20 protein-coding genes are annotated in these 15,702 nt (G+C 68.4%); 3 read left to right on the top strand and 17 right to left on the bottom strand.

The genetic code is table 11. The features are described from left to right. Positions 1 to 208: 208 nt before the first annotated feature. Both coaA and ABT300_RS00810 read left to right on the top strand, forming a co-directional pair. The gene (gene coaA / locus ABT300_RS00815; RefSeq protein WP_351670030.1) at positions 209 to 1,177 is read left to right on the top strand and encodes a type I pantothenate kinase; all 969 of its coding nucleotides are present in this window, start codon (positions 209 to 211) and stop codon (positions 1,175 to 1,177) included. Between the two features lie 16 nt (positions 1,178 to 1,193). Next, entirely contained in the window at positions 1,194 to 2,114 is a 921-nt protein-coding gene (locus ABT300_RS00810) for a DUF389 domain-containing protein (RefSeq protein ID WP_351670027.1), read from the top strand. Between the two features lie 143 nt (positions 2,115 to 2,257). Here ABT300_RS00810 and glmM read toward each other — a convergent pair whose 3' ends face one another. The 3 genes from glmM to rplM form a co-directional block, all read right to left on the bottom strand. Further along, complete coding sequence (gene glmM, locus ABT300_RS00805) at positions 2,258 to 3,616, bottom strand: phosphoglucosamine mutase (protein ID WP_351670024.1); 1,359 nt, start codon at positions 3,614 to 3,616, stop codon at positions 2,258 to 2,260. A 265-nt stretch (positions 3,617 to 3,881) separates the two neighbouring features. Continuing rightward, complete coding sequence (gene rpsI, locus ABT300_RS00800; RefSeq protein ID WP_107442401.1) at positions 3,882 to 4,403, bottom strand: 30S ribosomal protein S9; 522 nt, start codon at positions 4,401 to 4,403, stop codon at positions 3,882 to 3,884. Positions 4,404 to 4,443: 40 nt separating this feature from the next. Next, the gene (rplM, locus tag ABT300_RS00795; RefSeq protein WP_020132189.1) at positions 4,444 to 4,887 is read right to left on the bottom strand and encodes a 50S ribosomal protein L13; all 444 of its coding nucleotides are present in this window, start codon (positions 4,885 to 4,887) and stop codon (positions 4,444 to 4,446) included. 488 nt (positions 4,888 to 5,375) lie between these two features. Between rplM and ABT300_RS00790 the strand changes: the two genes are divergently transcribed. Continuing rightward, positions 5,376 to 6,248 carry a hypothetical protein gene (locus ABT300_RS00790; protein ID WP_351670021.1) on the top strand — a complete coding sequence of 291 codons (873 nt, stop codon included), beginning with the start codon at positions 5,376 to 5,378 and terminating at the stop codon, positions 6,246 to 6,248. A gap of 43 nt (positions 6,249 to 6,291) precedes the next feature. Here ABT300_RS00790 and truA read toward each other — a convergent pair whose 3' ends face one another. From truA to rplR, 14 genes are all read right to left on the bottom strand, one after another. Next, on the bottom strand, positions 6,292 to 7,149 hold the full coding sequence (truA, locus tag ABT300_RS00785; RefSeq protein ID WP_351670018.1) for a tRNA pseudouridine(38-40) synthase TruA: 858 nt from the start codon (positions 7,147 to 7,149) through the stop codon (positions 6,292 to 6,294). A 140-nt stretch (positions 7,150 to 7,289) separates the two neighbouring features. After that, positions 7,290 to 7,775: a 50S ribosomal protein L17 gene (rplQ, locus tag ABT300_RS00780; protein WP_319277126.1), complete on the bottom strand. Its 486-nt coding sequence runs from the start codon at positions 7,773 to 7,775 to the stop codon at positions 7,290 to 7,292. A gap of 185 nt (positions 7,776 to 7,960) precedes the next feature. Further along, the gene (locus ABT300_RS00775) at positions 7,961 to 8,983 is read right to left on the bottom strand and encodes a DNA-directed RNA polymerase subunit alpha (RefSeq protein ID WP_003966937.1); all 1,023 of its coding nucleotides are present in this window, start codon (positions 8,981 to 8,983) and stop codon (positions 7,961 to 7,963) included. A 125-nt stretch (positions 8,984 to 9,108) separates the two neighbouring features. Continuing rightward, positions 9,109 to 9,513: a 30S ribosomal protein S11 gene (gene rpsK, locus ABT300_RS00770; protein ID WP_010354218.1), complete on the bottom strand. Its 405-nt coding sequence runs from the start codon at positions 9,511 to 9,513 to the stop codon at positions 9,109 to 9,111. A gap of 70 nt (positions 9,514 to 9,583) precedes the next feature. Further along, the gene (rpsM, locus tag ABT300_RS00765; protein ID WP_020132619.1) at positions 9,584 to 9,964 is read right to left on the bottom strand and encodes a 30S ribosomal protein S13; all 381 of its coding nucleotides are present in this window, start codon (positions 9,962 to 9,964) and stop codon (positions 9,584 to 9,586) included. Between the two features lie 215 nt (positions 9,965 to 10,179). Next, complete coding sequence (rpmJ, locus tag ABT300_RS00760) at positions 10,180 to 10,293, bottom strand: 50S ribosomal protein L36 (protein ID WP_003998809.1); 114 nt, start codon at positions 10,291 to 10,293, stop codon at positions 10,180 to 10,182. 72 nt (positions 10,294 to 10,365) lie between these two features. Continuing rightward, entirely contained in the window at positions 10,366 to 10,587 is a 222-nt protein-coding gene (gene infA / locus ABT300_RS00755; RefSeq protein ID WP_003948620.1) for a translation initiation factor IF-1, read from the bottom strand. A 179-nt stretch (positions 10,588 to 10,766) separates the two neighbouring features. After that, positions 10,767 to 11,603, bottom strand: coding sequence for a type I methionyl aminopeptidase (map, locus tag ABT300_RS00750; protein WP_351670015.1), 837 nt, complete (start codon positions 11,601 to 11,603; stop codon positions 10,767 to 10,769). A 186-nt stretch (positions 11,604 to 11,789) separates the two neighbouring features. Next, a complete protein-coding gene (locus ABT300_RS00745) occupies positions 11,790 to 12,452 on the bottom strand; it encodes an adenylate kinase (RefSeq protein WP_351670012.1) in 663 nt (220 codons plus the stop codon). Then, positions 12,452 to 13,765, bottom strand: a complete 1,314-nt coding sequence (gene secY / locus ABT300_RS00740) for a preprotein translocase subunit SecY (protein ID WP_351670009.1) — start codon at positions 13,763 to 13,765, stop codon at positions 12,452 to 12,454. Before secY ends, ABT300_RS00745 begins: the two co-directional genes overlap by 1 nt. 260 nt (positions 13,766 to 14,025) lie before the next feature. After that, positions 14,026 to 14,481: a 50S ribosomal protein L15 gene (rplO, locus tag ABT300_RS00735; protein WP_319164309.1), complete on the bottom strand. Its 456-nt coding sequence runs from the start codon at positions 14,479 to 14,481 to the stop codon at positions 14,026 to 14,028. Between the two features lie 2 nt (positions 14,482 to 14,483). Further along, complete coding sequence (gene rpmD / locus ABT300_RS00730) at positions 14,484 to 14,666, bottom strand: 50S ribosomal protein L30 (RefSeq protein WP_030788246.1); 183 nt, start codon at positions 14,664 to 14,666, stop codon at positions 14,484 to 14,486. After that, positions 14,666 to 15,274 (bottom strand): 30S ribosomal protein S5, encoded by a 609-nt coding sequence (gene rpsE / locus ABT300_RS00725; RefSeq protein WP_013001409.1) that lies wholly within the window; start codon positions 15,272 to 15,274, stop codon positions 14,666 to 14,668. The genes rpmD and rpsE overlap by 1 nt, the downstream gene beginning before the upstream one ends. Before the next feature lie 41 nt (positions 15,275 to 15,315). Continuing rightward, a complete protein-coding gene (gene rplR, locus ABT300_RS00720) occupies positions 15,316 to 15,699 on the bottom strand; it encodes a 50S ribosomal protein L18 (RefSeq protein ID WP_057584673.1) in 384 nt (127 codons plus the stop codon). Positions 15,700 to 15,702: the final 3 nt, after the last annotated feature.

Raw genomic sequence — 15,702 nt, 5'->3', positions numbered from 1 at the left:
CGGCCGAAGCGCGCCCCAAAAGAGCCTCCGCGTGCCCGATTCCGGAAATTCCCACCGCCGCACGAGGCCCGTCCGCGCCCAGCGCGCCGACCCGAGCGGACTCCCCGGCGGACGTCCGAGCGGCCGCCCGCCGACGGCGTGACGGAACCCACCCGCCATCGCGTTCAAACTCCGTTAACAATGGACTGTGATCTCTCCGGTCTCCCCGATGCCCCGGAGCGCCCACCGGCACAGGCCGGAGGCGACTCCCTACGTCGACCTCACCCGATCCGAGTGGAGCGCGCTGCGGGAGAAGACCCCGCTGCCGCTGACCGCCGAGGAGGTCGAGAAGCTGCGCGGCCTGGGCGACGTCATCGACCTCGACGAGGTGCGGGACATCTACCTCCCGCTCTCCCGCCTCCTCAACCTCTACGTGGGCGCCACCGACGGCCTGCGCGGCGCCCTGAACACCTTCCTGGGCGAGAAGGGCTCCCAGTCCGGCACCCCCTTCGTGATAGGCGTCGCCGGATCGGTCGCCGTCGGCAAGTCGACGGTCGCCCGCCTGCTGCAGGCGCTGCTCTCGCGCTGGCCGGAGCACCCGCGCGTGGAACTGGTCACCACGGACGGCTTTCTGCTGCCCACCCGCGAACTCGAAGCCCGCGGCCTGATGTCCCGCAAGGGCTTCCCCGAGTCCTACGACCGCCGCGCGCTGACCCGCTTCGTCGCCGACATCAAGGCAGGAAAAGACGAGGTCACAGCCCCCGTCTACTCCCACCTGATCTACGACATCATGCCGGACCGGAAGCTCACCGTCCGCCGCCCCGACATCCTCATCGTCGAGGGCCTGAACGTCCTGCAGCCCGCCCTGCCCGGCAACGACGGCCGCACCCGCGTCGGCCTCGCCGACTACTTCGACTTCAGCGTGTACGTCGACGCGAGCACCGAGGACATCGAGCGCTGGTACCTCAGCCGGTTCCGGAAACTGCGTCAGACCGCCTTCCAGAACCCGGACTCGTACTTCCGCAAGTACACCCAGGTCTCCGAGGAGGAGGCCCTCGACTACGCCCGCGCACTCTGGCGCACCATCAACAAGCCCAACCTGGTGGAGAACATCGCCCCCACCCGCGGCCGGGCCGGCCTCGTGGTCCGCAAGGGCCCGGACCACAAGGTCCAGCGGCTGCGCCTGCGCAAACTCTGACGACTACCCTGCCCCCATGCTGCACCTGCGCCTCATCACCCCGGCGGAACGGACCGACGACGTGGTCCGTCTGATCGAGCGGACCGTCGGGGCCACCCACCTCGTGGTCCTGCCCCAGGCCGCCCGCAACCCGGCCGGCGACGTCGTCCTGTGCGACGTGGCCCGCGAGGCCGGCGACGAACTCCTGTCCGCGCTGCAGGAGTTGGGGCTGGAGGAGACCGGCTCGATCGCCGTGGAGAACATCGACCTGTCGCTCTCCCTGCGCGCGGACAAGGCCGAGGCAGAGGCCCCCGGCGAAGGCGCGGACGCGGTCCTGTGGGAGCACCTGACCGACGCCACCCACGAGGACTCGACGCTCTCCGTCACCTACCTCGCCTTCATCACGCTGGCCACGATGATCGCGGCCTGCGGCGTGGTGCTCGACAACGCGGTCCTCGTCGTCGGCGCGATGGCGGTCGGCCCGGAGTTCGGCCCGCTCGCCGGCATCTGCACGGCGATCGTGCAGCGCGCCCCCCGCCTGGCCCTGCGCTCACTGATCGCGCTCCTGGTGGGCTTCGCCGTGGCCATGGCGGTCACCGTGGGCTTCAGCCTCTTCATGGACGCGCTGGGCCAGTTCAGCGAGGACCAACTGGAGGGGGACCGCCCGCAGACCGGCTTCGTCTACGCGCCCGACGCCTTCTCCTTCATCGTCGCCGTACTCGCCGGAATCGCCGGCACCCTCTCCCTGACCTCGGCGAAGTCTGGCGCCCTGGTGGGCGTGGCGATCTCGGTGACGACGGTCCCGGCAGCGGCGAACGCGGCGGTGGCCCTCAGCTACGGCGACATGACCCAGACCTGGGGCTCGGCCCAACAACTCCTGCTGAACCTCCTGGGCATCATCCTGGCCGGCACCCTGACCCTCCTCACCCAAAAATGGGCCTGGTCAAAACAACACTGAGCCTGCCCAACCCCGCCCGGGTCGGCCCCCCAAGGGGCGCGGGGAACTGCGCGACCAGCCACAACGCACCCGCACCCCACCACACACAGAACCCACCCCTCAGGGGCGCGGGGAACTACGCAGTTGCCCCGGCCCGCCCCCGGCTAGCCCAGCGCGGACTTCACCACATCCGCCAGCCGCCCCGCGACCGCCCGCGCCTGATCGATGTCCGCCGCCTCGACCATCACCCGAACCAGCGGCTCGGTCCCGGAAGGCCGCAGCAACACCCGCCCGGTGGAGCCGAGTTCCCGCTCCGCCTCACCGACGGCAGTCGCCAGCTCGGCCGAGTCCCCGACCCGGGACCTGTCGACGTCCGGCACATTGATCAGCACCTGCGGCAGCCGCTCCATCACGGAGGCCAGCTCACGCAGAGACCGCCCCGTCTGCGCGACGCGAGCCGCCAGCATCAGCCCGGTCAGCGTGCCGTCGCCGGTCGTCGCGTGGTCGAGGATGATCACGTGCCCGGACTGCTCGCCGCCGAGCGCGTACCCGTGCTGCTTCATCTCCTCGAGCACATACCGGTCGCCGACCGCGGCCTGCACGAGGTGGATCCCCTCGCGTTCCATGGCCAGCTTGAAGCCCAGGTTGGACATGACGGTCGCGACGACGGTGTCCGAGCGCAGCACGCCCCGCTCCCGCATGGACAGCGCCAGCACGGCGAGGATCTGGTCGCCGTCGATCTCCTCACCCGTGTGGTCCACGGCGAGGCACCGGTCCGCGTCACCGTCGTGCGCGATGCCGAGGGCGGCGCCGTGCTCGATGACCGCGGCCTTCAGCTTGTCCAGGTGGGTCGACCCGCAGCCGTCGTTGATGTTGAGCCCGTCCGGCTCGGCCCCGATGGTCACGATCTCCGCGCCGGCCCGGGTGAACGCCTCGGGCGACACCCGCGCCGCAGCGCCGTGCGCCTCGTCGAGGACGATCCGCAGCCCGTCGAGCCGGTTGGGCAGGACGGCGATGAGGTGGGCGACGTACCGGTCGAACCCCTCGTCGTAGCTGCGCACGCGACCGACGCCGGCGCCGGTCGGCCGGTCCCAGGGCGCGCCGGTGCGGTGCTCCTCGTAGACGGTCTCGATGGCGTCCTCGAGCTCGTCGGCGAGCTTGTGACCGCCGCGGGCGAAGAACTTGACGCCGTTGTCGGGCATCGCGTTGTGGCTGGCCGAGAGCATCACGCCGAGGTCCGCGCCGAGCACGCCGGTGAGGTACGCGACCGCCGGCGTCGGCAGCACGCCGACCTTCAGCACGTCCACGCCCGCGCTCGCCAGACCCGCCACCACGGCGGCTTCCAGGAACTCCCCGGACGCGCGCGGGTCCCGTCCGACGACGGCCACCGGCCGGTGACCCGCGAAGGTGCCCGCCTCGGCCAGCACGTGCGCCGCCGCGACGGACAGGCCGAGGGCCATCTCCGCCGTCAGATCCGCGTTGGCGACACCGCGCACGCCGTCCGTGCCGAAGAGTCGTCCCACTTGTCCTCCTGAGGAAGCGTCAGTTTCACAGGCCGTGCGGGCCCGGTCGCCGGTCAGCCGGCCCGCGGCCGCTCCCGCATCCAGGCATTGGATGCCGCGGGCATCCCATCGCACAAGCCTTTGAGCACCTTGTGCCGTTATACGCCCACGACTGCGATAAAACGAACGCCCCGACGACACTGTGGCGTGCCGCCGGGGCGTTCGGAGTACGTACGAGTGAGGCGAGAAGACCCGCTCCGGGATACGTACGAGCAGGCAGCGAAGCTTAGCGCTTGCTGTACTGCGGGGCCTTGCGGGCCTTCTTGAGACCGGCCTTCTTGCGCTCGACCGCGCGGTCGTCACGCGTGAGGAAGCCGGCCTTCTTGAGGGCGCCGCGGTTGTTGTCGACGTCGGCCTCGTTCAGCGCGCGGGCGACACCGAGACGGAGCGCACCGGCCTGACCGGAGACACCGCCACCCGAGATACGGGCGATGACGTCGTAGCGGTTGTCGAGCTCGAGCACCTTGAAGGGCTCGTTGACTTCCTGCTGGTGCACCTTGTTCGGGAAGTAGTCCTCGAGCGTGCGCCCGTTGATCTTCCACTTGCCGGAGCCCGGGACGATCCGGACGCGGGCGATGGCGTTCTTGCGACGGCCCAGGCCGGCCGCCGGCTGGGCCTCGCCGAAGCGGGAGGCCAGGGACTCCGAGGTGTACTCACCCTCGACGGGGACCTCGGACTCGGTGGTGTAGCTCTCGATGTCGACGAGCTCGGTCTCTTCGAGCGGCTGCTCGGCAGTGGTCTCGGCCACGGTTCTCCTCAGTTCTTTTCAGCTAGGGGTGTGGCCGGAATTACTGCGCGACCTGGGTGATCTCGAACGGCACGGGCTGCTGCGCCGCGTGCGGGTGCACGTCACCCTTGTAGACCTTCAGCTTCGAGAGCATCTGACGGCCCAGCGTGTTCTTGGGGAGCATGCCCTTGACGGCCTTCTCGACGGCCTTCTCGGGGTTGTTCGCGAGCAGGTCGTCGTAGCGCACGGAGCGCAGACCGCCCGGGTAGCCGGAGTGGCGGTACGCCATCTTCTGGGTCCGCTTGTTGCCGGAGAGGTGCACCTTGTCGGCGTTGATGATGATGACGAAGTCACCGGTGTCGACGTGGGGCGCGTAGATCGGCTTGTGCTTGCCCCGGAGGAGGGACGCGGCAGTGGTGGCGAGACGGCCCAGGACGATGTCCTGAGCGTCGATGACGTGCCACTGGCGCGTCACATCGCCGGGCTTGGGGCTGTACGTACGCACGGTTCGTAGCCTTCGCTTCTTCAGTGAATTGGTCCTGACAAGGTCACCGAAGACGATCACGACAGCCCAGACCGCACTGCGGTGACGCAAACCGCGTGCTGGTCGCTGGTCATCGGCCCGGTGGACCGGTGTAAGGGCCCGTCCCGTGAGAAGAGCGCGCCAATACACAACGAAGATGCAGGATACCCGCGTCTCCATGGCGGGGTCAAAACGAGCCCGATCGGCGCGGGAAACACCCCCCGAAGACCCCCCTCAGACCCCCCGCAGACCCCGGGATCGCGCCCGGAAAGACCCTGGAACGCCCATGGACGCCCAGGGAACGCCCCTGCGGAGTGGCCCGTGCCACATGCCGGAGAGCGGCCTGGGAGAACGCCGCACCAAGCACCCGGAGATGTCGCGTTTGCCCGCCCCCGACCCCGGAATCCACCCGCTTCCGGGGCCCCTCGGCACGGAACAGCACACCCCGCACCCCGTCTAAGATGCGCCCCATGAGCTATGGGCAGGGGGGACCTCAGTCCCAGTGGGATCCGTGGAAACCGAACTCCCAGCAGCCGTGGGGCGCCGGCGATGACGGCAGCACCCCGGACTGGGCCGCGCTCGCCGAGGCGTCCGAGACGCGCAACAAACGCCGCCGGCTGCTGTTCATAGGCGGCGGCGCGCTCGCCACGCTCGGCATCGGCACCGCCGTCGCCATGGGCGTGGTGTCGGCGAACGACGACAAGGCGAACCGGCCCACGTCCTCGCTGCCCGCGACCGCCGACCTGCCGAGCGCGTCCACCGCCCCGTCGTTCGCGCCGACCAGCGCACCGCCCCCGCTGGACCCGAAGGAGTTCGTCTCCAGCAAGGCCAAGGACACCGCCCCCAACGGCCCGGACCTGCTCTTCCCCGGCAAGCAGCTGACCATGGGCTCCGCCGTGTACAAGAAGGGCGCGAAGGCCGACAGCACCTCGTGCGCCACGGGCGCCGCGGGCACCCTGGGCAAGGTCCTCGCCGCCAACGGCTGCACCCGCATGATGCGCGTCACCTACGTCAGGGACGGCATTGCGGTCACGGTCGGCGTGGCCGTCTTCGACACCGAGGCACAGGCCTCCAAGGTCAAGAGCCAGTCCGACGGCAAGAGCATCGTCAAGGCCCTCGCCGGCGGGGGCGTCAAGGCCTTCTGCAACGGCGCGATCTGCCGCTCCACGACCAACTCCTACGGCCGGTACGCCTACTTCACGATCACCGGCTTCGCGAACGGCAAGGACGTCACCACCAAGGACACCGCCGTCTTCACCACCGGCGACGACCTGGCCGAGTTCGCGTTCCAGCAGCTCCGCCGCCGCGGCGAGACCCAGGCGTCGGCGGCCGCCGAGAGCTGACCGGCCGGCCCGGGCCGCCCGCGGGCGCGGGCGCAGGGCCGGGTCAGCAGCACCCGGCAGCGGGCAGGGTCCGCCGGTTGCGCGCCTCCTTGCTGCGCGCGGCGAGCAGCCCGTCCGCCGGGTAGCCGACCTCCTCCAGCGTCAGCCCGTGCGGCCGCACGACGTGCACGGCCGAGTCCCGGACGCCGGCGGCGAGCACCTTGGCGGGCCACTCCGGCCCCCGGTGCCCGTCCCCCACGAACAGCAGCGCCCCGATCAGCGAACGCACCATGTTGTGGCAGAAGGCGTCGGCCCGGACGGTGGCGGTGACGATCCCGTCGTCGCCCTTCGTCAGACTCAGCTCCTGGAGCGTGCGGATGGTCGTCGCCCCCTCACGCTTCTTGCAGTACGCGGCGAAGTCGTGCTCGCCGAGCAGCTGCCGGGCCGCCTCGTTCATGGCGTCCACGTCGAGCGGCCAGTCGTGCCACAGGACGTGCCCCCGCAGCAGCGGATCGACGCCTCCCGGATTGTCGGTGACCCGGTAGGCGTACCGCCGCCAGATCGCCGAGAACCGCGCGTTGAACCCGCTCGGCGCCTCTCGCAGGGCCCACACCCGCACGTCCTTCGGCAAGCGCCCGGCGAGCCGCTTGAGCAGCTTCTCGTGGTGCTCACGCCACACCGCCTCCGGCAGGTCGACATGGGCGACCTGACCCCGCGCGTGCACCCCGGCGTCGGTGCGCCCGGCCACGGTCAGCTCGTACGTCGTCCCGCCCGAGCGGGTGACGGTCCGCAGCGCGTCCTCGATCTCCCCCTGCACGGTCCGCCGTCCCCCGGCCTGCTTGGCCCACCCGGAGAACTCGCTGCCGTCGTAGGCAAGGTCCAGCCGCACCCGCACGAACCCGGGCTGTGCTTCGTCACTCACGTTCAGATCCTCTCAGCAGCACAAAAGCGGGCCCGCTCCTCGAAAGAAGCGGACCCGCAATCGCCCCAGGGGGGCGCGGGGAACTGCGCGAGCGGCCACGGCGAACCCGCAGCCGCGAACGCACAGCCCCGGCAGAACGCTTACGCGTCCTTCGACTCCTCGGCGGGAGCCTCGTCGGCCGGGGTCTCCTCGACCTTGGCCGCCTCGGACTCCTTGACCGCGCGCTTCGTGGCGGCCTCGGCCTCGCCCGTCGCCTGCTGCGCGACGGTCAGCGCCTCGACCAGCTCGATGACGGCCATGGGCGCGTTGTCGCCACGACGGTTACCGATCTTGGTGATGCGGGTGTAGCCACCGGGGCGGTTCTCGTAGCGCGGGCCGATCTCGGTGAAGAGCGTGTGCACGATGCTCTTGTCCGTGATGACCTGGAGCACCTGACGGCGGTTGTGAAGGTCGCCCTTCTTCGCCTTGGTGACCAGACGCTCGGCGTACGGACGCAGCTTGCGCGCCTTCGCCTCGGTGGTGGTGATGCGGCCGTGCTCGAAAAGCGCCTTCGCGAGGTTCGCGAGGAGGATCTTCTCGTGCGCGGCGCTGCCGCCCATACGGGCGCCCTTGGTGGGCTTCGGCATGGTGTTTCTCCTAGGTGTCTGCCCCGGCCGTACCAGGTACCGGGGTCAGTATCCGAGCAGACGGTCGTCTGTCGAAGATCCGGACGACAGGCCCCGAAGGGGCCGTCGCCCGGAAGGGGCGCGGGGAACTGCGCGATCAAGCACAGCGCACCCGCACCCAAGATCGAACCGAATGGCCCGAGCTCTTAGTACTGCTCGGTCTCCACGAAGCCCGCGTCCGCGTCGTCGTCGGCGCCGAAGGCGTCGGCGGCGGCGGTCGGGTCGAATCCGGGCGGGCTGTCCTTGAGGGCCAGGCCCATGCCGGCCAGCTTCGCCTTGACCTCGTCGATCGACTTCGCACCGAAGTTGCGGATGTCGAGCAGGTCGGCCTCGGAACGCGCCACGAGCTCACCCACGGAGTGGATGCCCTCACGCTTGAGGCAGTTGTACGACCGAACGGTGAGCTCGAGCTCCTCGATCGGCAGGGCGAGATCAGCGGCGAGGGCGGCGTCCGTCGGGGACGGGCCCATGTCGATGCCCTCGGCGTCGATGTTGAGCTCACGGGCGAGACCGAAGAGCTCGACCAGCGTCTTACCGGCGGAGGCCATGGCGTCGCGGGGACGCATCGCCTGCTTGGTCTCGACGTCGACGATCAGCTTGTCGAAGTCGGTGCGCTGCTCGACACGCGTCGCCTCGACCTTGTACGTGACCTTGAGAACCGGCGAGTAGATCGAGTCGACCGGGATACGGCCGATCTCCTGGCCCACCTGCTTGTTCTGCACGGCGGAGACGTAACCGCGACCGCGCTCAACGGTCAGCTCCATCTCCAGCTTGCCCTTGCCGTTGAGCGTGGCGAGGACGAGGTCGGGGTTGTGCACCTCGACACCGGCCGGGGGCGCGATGTCGGCGGCGGTGACCAGACCCGGGCCCTGCTTGCGCAGGTACATCACGACCGGCTCGTCGTGCTCCGAGGAGACGACCAGCTGCTTGATGTTGAGGATCAGGTCGGTGACGTCCTCCTTGACGCCCGGCACGGTGGTGAACTCGTGCAGCACGCCGTCGATGCGGATGGACGTGACCGCCGCACCCGGGATCGACGACAGGAGGGTCCGGCGGAGGGAGTTGCCGAGGGTGTAGCCGAAGCCCGGCTCCAGCGGCTCGATCACGAACCGGGAGCGGAATTCGTCGACGACCTCTTCGGTCAACGAGGGACGCTGAGCGATCAGCATGGAGAGATCCTTCAGTCAGGGGCGCCCGCTATTTGACGCCCGACTCGGTACTGCAAGGGTACGGGCGGCACGCCTGGAACAGGACGTGCCGCCCGAAACCCGAGAAAACCTGCGACGACCGTGCGTCAGACGCGGCGGCGCTTCGGCGGACGGCAGCCGTTGTGGGGGGTCGGGGTGACGTCCTGGATGGAGCCGACCTCGAGGCCCGTGGCCTGCAGGGAGCGGATGGCGGTCTCACGACCGGCGCCCGGGCCCTTGACGAAGACGTCGACCTTGCGCATGCCGTGCTCCTGCGCGCGACGGGCAGCCGACTCGGCGGCCATCTGCGCGGCGAACGGCGTGGACTTGCGCGAGCCCTTGAAGCCGACGTGGCCGGCGGAGGCCCAGGAGATCACGTTTCCGGCCGGGTCCGTGATGGACACGATCGTGTTGTTGAACGTGCTCTTGATGTGCGCCTGGCCGTGTGCGACGTTCTTCTTTTCCTTGCGGCGCACCTTCTTGGCAGCGCCCTGACGACCCTTGGGGGGCATCTACAAACTCCTACGGGGAGGTGGTCGGTCCTACAGCGAAGACCGCTGATGAAGCGTGGTCCGCTGAGGACTACTTCTTGCCCGGCTTCTTCTTGCCGGCGATGGCGCGACGCGGGCCCTTGCGGGTACGAGCGTTCGTGCTGGTGCGCTGACCGCGGACCGGCAGACCGCGACGGTGACGGAGACCCTGGTAGCAGCCGATCTCGACCTTGCGGCGGATGTCGGCCTGGATCTCGCGACGGAGGTCACCCTCGGTCTTGATGTTGGCGTCCACGTACTCGCGGATCGCGACGAGCTGCTCCTCGGAGAGGTCGCGAACGCGGGTGTTCGGGTCGACGCCGGTCGCTGCCAGCGTCTCCTGGGAAAGGGTCCGGCCGATGCCGAACACGTAGGTGAGGGCGACCTCCACACGCTTTTCGCGCGGGATGTCAACACCGGAAACGCGTGCCATTCAATGGCTCCAGTTTGATCTTCGGAGGTCTGCCACAGGACCGACTCCCAGCCGCCGTCCTCTTCACTGCGGAAGATTTGGTACGGACTGGGTCCCCGGCCTCCGAACCGGGGGTGTCAGGCGGTACGACCGCCCGGGCCCTGCGTATGAACATATTCAGCTCGCGTCGCGCGAAGTCTCTGCGATGTGGTGCAGAGGGTGTGATCCCTGAGCGATCAGCCCTGGCGCTGCTTGTGGCGCGGGTTCTCGCAAATGACCATGACCCGACCGTGACGGCGGATCACCCTGCACTTGTCGCAGATCTTCTTGACGCTCGGCTTGACCTTCATGGGATGTGAGGTTCTCCGGGTCAGTTGCCGGCAACCCCGCGCGCGGGAGAGCGCACGGAGCCTGGGCAAGATCTACTTGTAGCGGTAGACGATCCGGCCACGCGTCAGGTCGTACGGAGACAGCTCCACCACGACCCGGTCGTCAGGGAGGATACGGATGTAGTGCATACGCATCTTGCCGCTGATGTGTGCCAGGACCTGGTGGCCGTTCTGGAGCTCGACCTTGAACATGGCGTTCGGAAGAGACTCGACGACAGTGCCCTCGATCTCGATGGCACCTTGCTTCTTGGCCACGCTTCGCCCTTCGAATCGACTACCTTGATCGACTCCTCCACCCTTCCCTTGCGGGGTGCATGCGGACATGCGGGTGCACGAGAGTCGACGCGTCAGTCTACGTCAGGCCCGACGGAAACACGAATCGAGAAGTCTGCCCCACCGGGGAGATCCTTAAGCGACACGGCCCGCCCTCCGGCCTAGGCGAGCGGATCCGGGGCGGCCTCGATCCCGTGCTCTGCCAGCTTCGCCCGGCCCCCGTCGGGAGCGGTCAGCACCAGCGGGCCCGCCTCCGTCAGCGCCACCGAGTGCTCCCAGTGGGAGGACCAGGTGCCGTCCGTCGTGATGACCGTCCAGTCGTCCTCGAGCACCTCGGTGCGCGGGGTGCCGAGGGACACCATCGGCTCGATGGCGAGGCAGAAGCCCGGCACCAGCTTCGGCCCCTTGCCCCGCCGGCGGTCGACGTAGTTCAGCAGGTGCGGGTCCATGTGCATCTCGGTGCCGATGCCGTGGCCGCCGTAGTCCTCGACGATGCCGTAGCGGCCGCCGCCGGGCTTGGGCTGACGGCGGATGTAGGTCTCGATCGCGCGCGAGACGTCCACCAGGCGGTTGCCCGGCTTCATCGCGGCGATCCCCGCCCACATCGACTCCTCGGTGACCCGCGACAGCTCGACCAGCTCCGGGGCGTGACCGCCGCCCACGAAAGCCGTGAACGCGGCGTCGCCGTGCCAGCCGTCCACGATCGCGCCGCAGTCGATGGAGATGATGTCGCCGTCCTTCAGGACGACCTCGTCGGACGGGATGCCGTGGACCACCACGTCGTTCACCGAGGTGCAGATCGTCGCCGGGAAACCGCCGTATCCCAGGAAGTTCGACTTCGCGCCGTTCTCCGCCAGCACCTTGCGGGCGACGTCGTCGAGGTCCTTCGTGGTCGCCCCGGGCACCGCCGCTTCCCGCGTCGCCGCGTGGATGGCGGCGACGACAAGCCCCGCCGCCCGCATCTTGGCGATCTGCTCGGGGGTCTTGATCTGCACCATGACGGTCTGCGCCTCCTGGGCCACTGGTATCGCGGCACACCAGAATACGCGTACGCACTGACGTACGCCGAAGCGCCGGAAACCCTCGTCCGCGGCGCGCGCGCACCGCGCCCGGCTCGCCGAAGCAGAGAAGCCCCCATCGCCCTGGTGGACGATGGGGGCTTCCCCGCTGTGCTTCGAACGCCTCTACTTGCCGTCCTCGTCGCGCCGGAGGGCGTCCATGGCGCGGGACGTGACCTCGTCGACCTTGCCCAGCGCGGAGATGGTGACGACCAGGCCCTGCGCCTTGTAGTAGTCGATGATCGGCTCGGTCTGCGTGTGGTAGACCTCCAGCCGGGTCCGGACCGTCTCCTCGGAGTCGTCGTCCCGCTGGTACAGCTGACCGCCGCAGACGTCGCAGACGCCCTCGCTCTTCGGCGGGCTGTAGGTGGCGTGGAAGACATGGCTGGAGTCCTTGCGGCAGACCCGCCGCCCGGCGATCCGCTTGACGACCTCTTCCTCGGGGACTTCCAGGTCCAGCACCGCGTCCAGCTTCATGCTCTCGCTCTGCAGCACCTCGTCCAGCGCCTCGGCCTGGGACACGTTGCGCGGGAAGCCGTCCAGCAGGAAACCGCCCTCGGCGTCCGGCTGCTCCATGCGGTCCTTGGCCATCGCGATCGTGACCTCGTCCGGCACCAGGTTGCCCGCGTCCATGTAGGACTTCGCGAGCTTGCCGAGCTCCGTCTGCTGGCTGATGTTGGCCCGGAAGAGGTCGCCCGTGGAGATGTGCGGGATCGACAGGTTCCTGGCCAGGAACGCGGCCTGCGTTCCCTTACCGGCACCCGGCGGCCCGACGAGGACGATACGCATCAGCGGAGGAACCCTTCGTAATTGCGCTGCTGGAGCTGGCTCTCGATCTGCTTCACCGTCTCGAGACCCACACCCACGATGATCAGGATGCTGGTCCCGCCGAACGGGAAGTTCTGGTTCGCATTGAAACCAACCAACGCCATCGTCGGTACGAGAGCGATCAGACCCAGATACAGCGAACCCGGCCAGGTGATCCGGTTGAGCACGTACGACAGGTACTCAGCGGTCGGCCGACCAGCCCGGATGCCCGGGATGAAGCCACCATACTTCTTCATGTTGTCGGCTACTTCCTCGGGGTTGAAGGAGATAGCCACGTAGAAGAACGCGAAGAAGACGATCAGCAGGAAGTACGTGACGATGTAGATCGGGTGATCGCCCTTGGTCAGGTTGGTCTCGATCCACGTCTTCCAGCTGGACGTCCCGCTGGAGAACTGGGCGACCAGGGCCGGGATGTACAGCAGCGACGAGGCGAAGATGACCGGGATCACACCGGCCTGGTTCACCTTGAGCGGGATGTACGTCGAGGTGCCGCCGTAGGACCGGCGGCCGATCATGCGCTTCGCGTACTGCACGGGGATGCGGCGCTGGGCCTGCTCGACGAAGACCACCAGGCCGACCATGACCAGGCCGACCAGGACGACGGTGCCGAACTCGATCCAGCCGTCCGCCAGCGTGCCCTGCTTCTTGATGGCCCACAGCGCGGAGGGGAACGTCGCGGCGATCGAGATGAACATCAGGATCGACATGCCGTTGCCGATGCCGCGGTCGGTGATGAGCTCACCGAGCCACATGACCATGGCGGTGCCGGCGGTCATGCAGACGACCATCACGATCGTGGTGAAGATCGCACGGTCCGGGACGATGCTCGAGGCGACCGAGCAGCCGGAGAACAGGGCGCCGCTGCGGGCGGTGGCCACCAGGCCCGTGCCCTGCAGGATGGCGAGGGCCACCGTGAGGTACCGCGTGTACTGCGTGATCTTCGCGGTGCCGGCCTGGCCCTCCTTCTTCAGGGCTTCCAGGCGCGGGATGACCACGGTCAGCAGCTGGAGAATGATGCTCGCCGTGATGTACGGCATGATCCCCAGCGCGAAGATGGTGATCTGCAGCAGCGCGCCGCCGCTGAACATGTTCACCAGACCGAAGATTCCCTGCTGGCCGGAAGCTTCGTCCACACAGCGCTGAACGGAGGTGTAGTCGACGCCGGGGATCGGGATGTGCGTGCCGACCCGGTAGACGACGATGATCCCGAGCGTGAAGAGCAGCTTCTTGCGCAGGTCGGGCGTCCTGAACGCCCGGGCGAACGCGGTGAGCACGGTGCCTCCTGCGACCCCCGCGCATCTGCGTCAAGGGTGACGGTCTTGAGGGTCCAATAAGGAACAACGACTTACGACAACGACATGAGTAACGGTCGACTGCCGCTCAAGGTGCCCTCTTGAGGGAACCTTGTGAAAAGTGGGCAGTGCTGGTCACCATACCCGCGACACACCTGCCCTAGGAACGACCAACCGGGGATACCCCATTTGTGGGGTATCCCCGGTCGGGATCGATCAAGTCATCGAGACGCCTGAGGTGATCAGATGAGCTCGGTGACGGTACCGCCGGCGGCGGTGATCTTCTCCTTGGCGGAGCCGGAGACGGCGTCGACCGTCACCTGCAGCGCCACGGAGATCTCGCCCTGGCCCAGGACCTTGACGAGGCTGTTCTTGCGCACGGCGCCCTTGGCGACGAGACCCTCGACGGTGACCTCGCCACCCTCCGGGTACAGCGCGGCCAGCTTCTCGAGGTTCACGACCTGGAACTCGGTCTTGAACGGGTTCTTGAAGCCCTTCAGCTTCGGAAGACGCATGTGGAGGGGCATCTGGCCACCCTCGAAGCGCTCCGGAACCTGGTAGCGGGCCTTCGTGCCCTTGGTACCACGACCGGCCGTCTTACCCTTCGACGCCTCACCACGACCCACACGGGTCTTGGCGGTCTTGGCGCCCGGGGCGGGACGGAGGTTGTGGATCTTGAGCGGGTTGTTCTCCGCCATGATCAGTCGACCTCCTCGACCGTCACGAGGTGGCGGACGGTGTGCACCATGCCGCGGAACTCGGGGCGGTCCTCCTTGACGACCACGTCGTTCAGGCGCTTGAGCCCGAGCGAACGCAGGGTGTCACGGTGGTTCTGCTTGCTGCCGATGTACGACTTCGTCTGCGTGATCTTGAGCTGAGCCATTACGCAGCACCAGCCCCGGCACGCGCACGAAGCAGAGCCGCGGGAGCGACGTCCTCGAGGGGCAGACCACGGCGAGCCGCGATCTCCTCGGGACGCTGCAGGCCCTTCAGGGCCTCCACGGTCGCGTGCACGATGTTGATCGCGTTCGACGAGCCGAGCGACTTCGACAGGATGTCGTGCACGCCGGCGCACTCGAGCACGGCACGCACCGGACCGCCGGCGATGACGCCGGTACCGGGGGAAGCAGGCTTGAGCAGGACGACGCCCGCGGCCTTCTCGCCCGTGATCGGGTGCGGGATGGTGCCCTGGATGCGCGGGACCTTGAAGAAGTGCTTCTTGGCCTCCTCAACGCCCTTGGCGATGGCGGCCGGCACCTCCTTGGCCTTGCCGTATCCGACACCCACGGTGCCGTCACCGTCGCCCACCACGACCAGCGCGGTGAAGCTGAAGCGACGACCACCCTTCACAACCTTGGCGACACGGTTGATCGCGACGACGCGCTCAACGTACGCGGTCTTCTCGGCGGCAGCAGCGCCGCCGTCACGGCCCTTCCGGTCCCGCCGCTCGCCGCCACCGGCACCGCCACCGCGGCGCTGGGGTCCAGCCATTGGAATTACCTCTCTCTGTTTCCGCTAGCTACGGAACCGACTCAGAACTTGAGTCCGGCTTCGCGGGCGGCGTCCGCCAGGGCGGCGATGCGCCCGGCGTACTGGTTACCACCACGGTCGAACACGACAGCCTCGACACCGGCGGCCTTGGCGCGCTCGGCGACCAGGGCGCCGACCTGCTTGGCCTGCGAGGACTTGTCGGCCTCACCACCGCGGATCGTGGTGTCCAGGGTCGACGCCGACGCCAGGGTGTGACCCTTGATGTCGTCGATGACCTGAGCCACGATGTGGCGGTTGGAGCGCGTCACGACCAGGCGCGGACGCTCCGCCGTACCCGAGATGTGCTTACGGATCCGGATGTGGCGACGCTTGATCGCGGCACGCTTGTAAGCGTCGCCCTTGAGGATCTTCTGTCCGTATGCCATGGC

Origin of the sequence: Streptomyces sp. NPDC001027, from assembly GCF_040299045.1 — a bacterium.
Classification (GTDB): Bacteria; Actinomycetota; Actinomycetes; order Streptomycetales; family Streptomycetaceae; genus Streptomyces.
This window is presented reverse-complemented; position numbering and strand designations above follow the sequence as displayed.

Bases quoted from the DNA above. Each gene is read 5' to 3' on its own strand.
- coaA (WP_351670030.1), top strand. From the start codon at position 209: ATGCCCCGGAGCGCCCACCGGCACAGGCCGGAGGCGACTCCCTACGTC.
- ABT300_RS00810 (WP_351670027.1), top strand. From the start codon at position 1,194: ATGCTGCACCTGCGCCTCATCACCCCGGCGGAACGGACCGACGACGTG.
- ABT300_RS00790 (WP_351670021.1), top strand. From the start codon at position 5,376: ATGAGCTATGGGCAGGGGGGACCTCAGTCCCAGTGGGATCCGTGGAAA.
- rplQ (WP_319277126.1), bottom strand. From the start codon at position 7,775: ATGCCGAAGCCCACCAAGGGCGCCCGTATGGGCGGCAGCGCCGCGCAC.
- ABT300_RS00775 (WP_003966937.1), bottom strand. From the start codon at position 8,983: ATGCTGATCGCTCAGCGTCCCTCGTTGACCGAAGAGGTCGTCGACGAA.
- rpsK (WP_010354218.1), bottom strand. From the start codon at position 9,513: ATGCCCCCCAAGGGTCGTCAGGGCGCTGCCAAGAAGGTGCGCCGCAAG.
- rpsM (WP_020132619.1), bottom strand. From the start codon at position 9,964: ATGGCACGCGTTTCCGGTGTTGACATCCCGCGCGAAAAGCGTGTGGAG.
- rpmJ (WP_003998809.1), bottom strand. From the start codon at position 10,293: ATGAAGGTCAAGCCGAGCGTCAAGAAGATCTGCGACAAGTGCAGGGTG.
- map (WP_351670015.1), bottom strand. From the start codon at position 11,603: ATGGTGCAGATCAAGACCCCCGAGCAGATCGCCAAGATGCGGGCGGCG.
- ABT300_RS00745 (WP_351670012.1), bottom strand. From the start codon at position 12,452: ATGCGTATCGTCCTCGTCGGGCCGCCGGGTGCCGGTAAGGGAACGCAG.
- rplO (WP_319164309.1), bottom strand. From the start codon at position 14,481: ATGGCGGAGAACAACCCGCTCAAGATCCACAACCTCCGTCCCGCCCCG.
- rpmD (WP_030788246.1), bottom strand. From the start codon at position 14,666: ATGGCTCAGCTCAAGATCACGCAGACGAAGTCGTACATCGGCAGCAAG.
- rpsE (WP_013001409.1), bottom strand. From the start codon at position 15,274: ATGGCTGGACCCCAGCGCCGCGGTGGCGGTGCCGGTGGCGGCGAGCGG.
- rplR (WP_057584673.1), bottom strand. From the start codon at position 15,699: ATGGCATACGGACAGAAGATCCTCAAGGGCGACGCTTACAAGCGTGCC.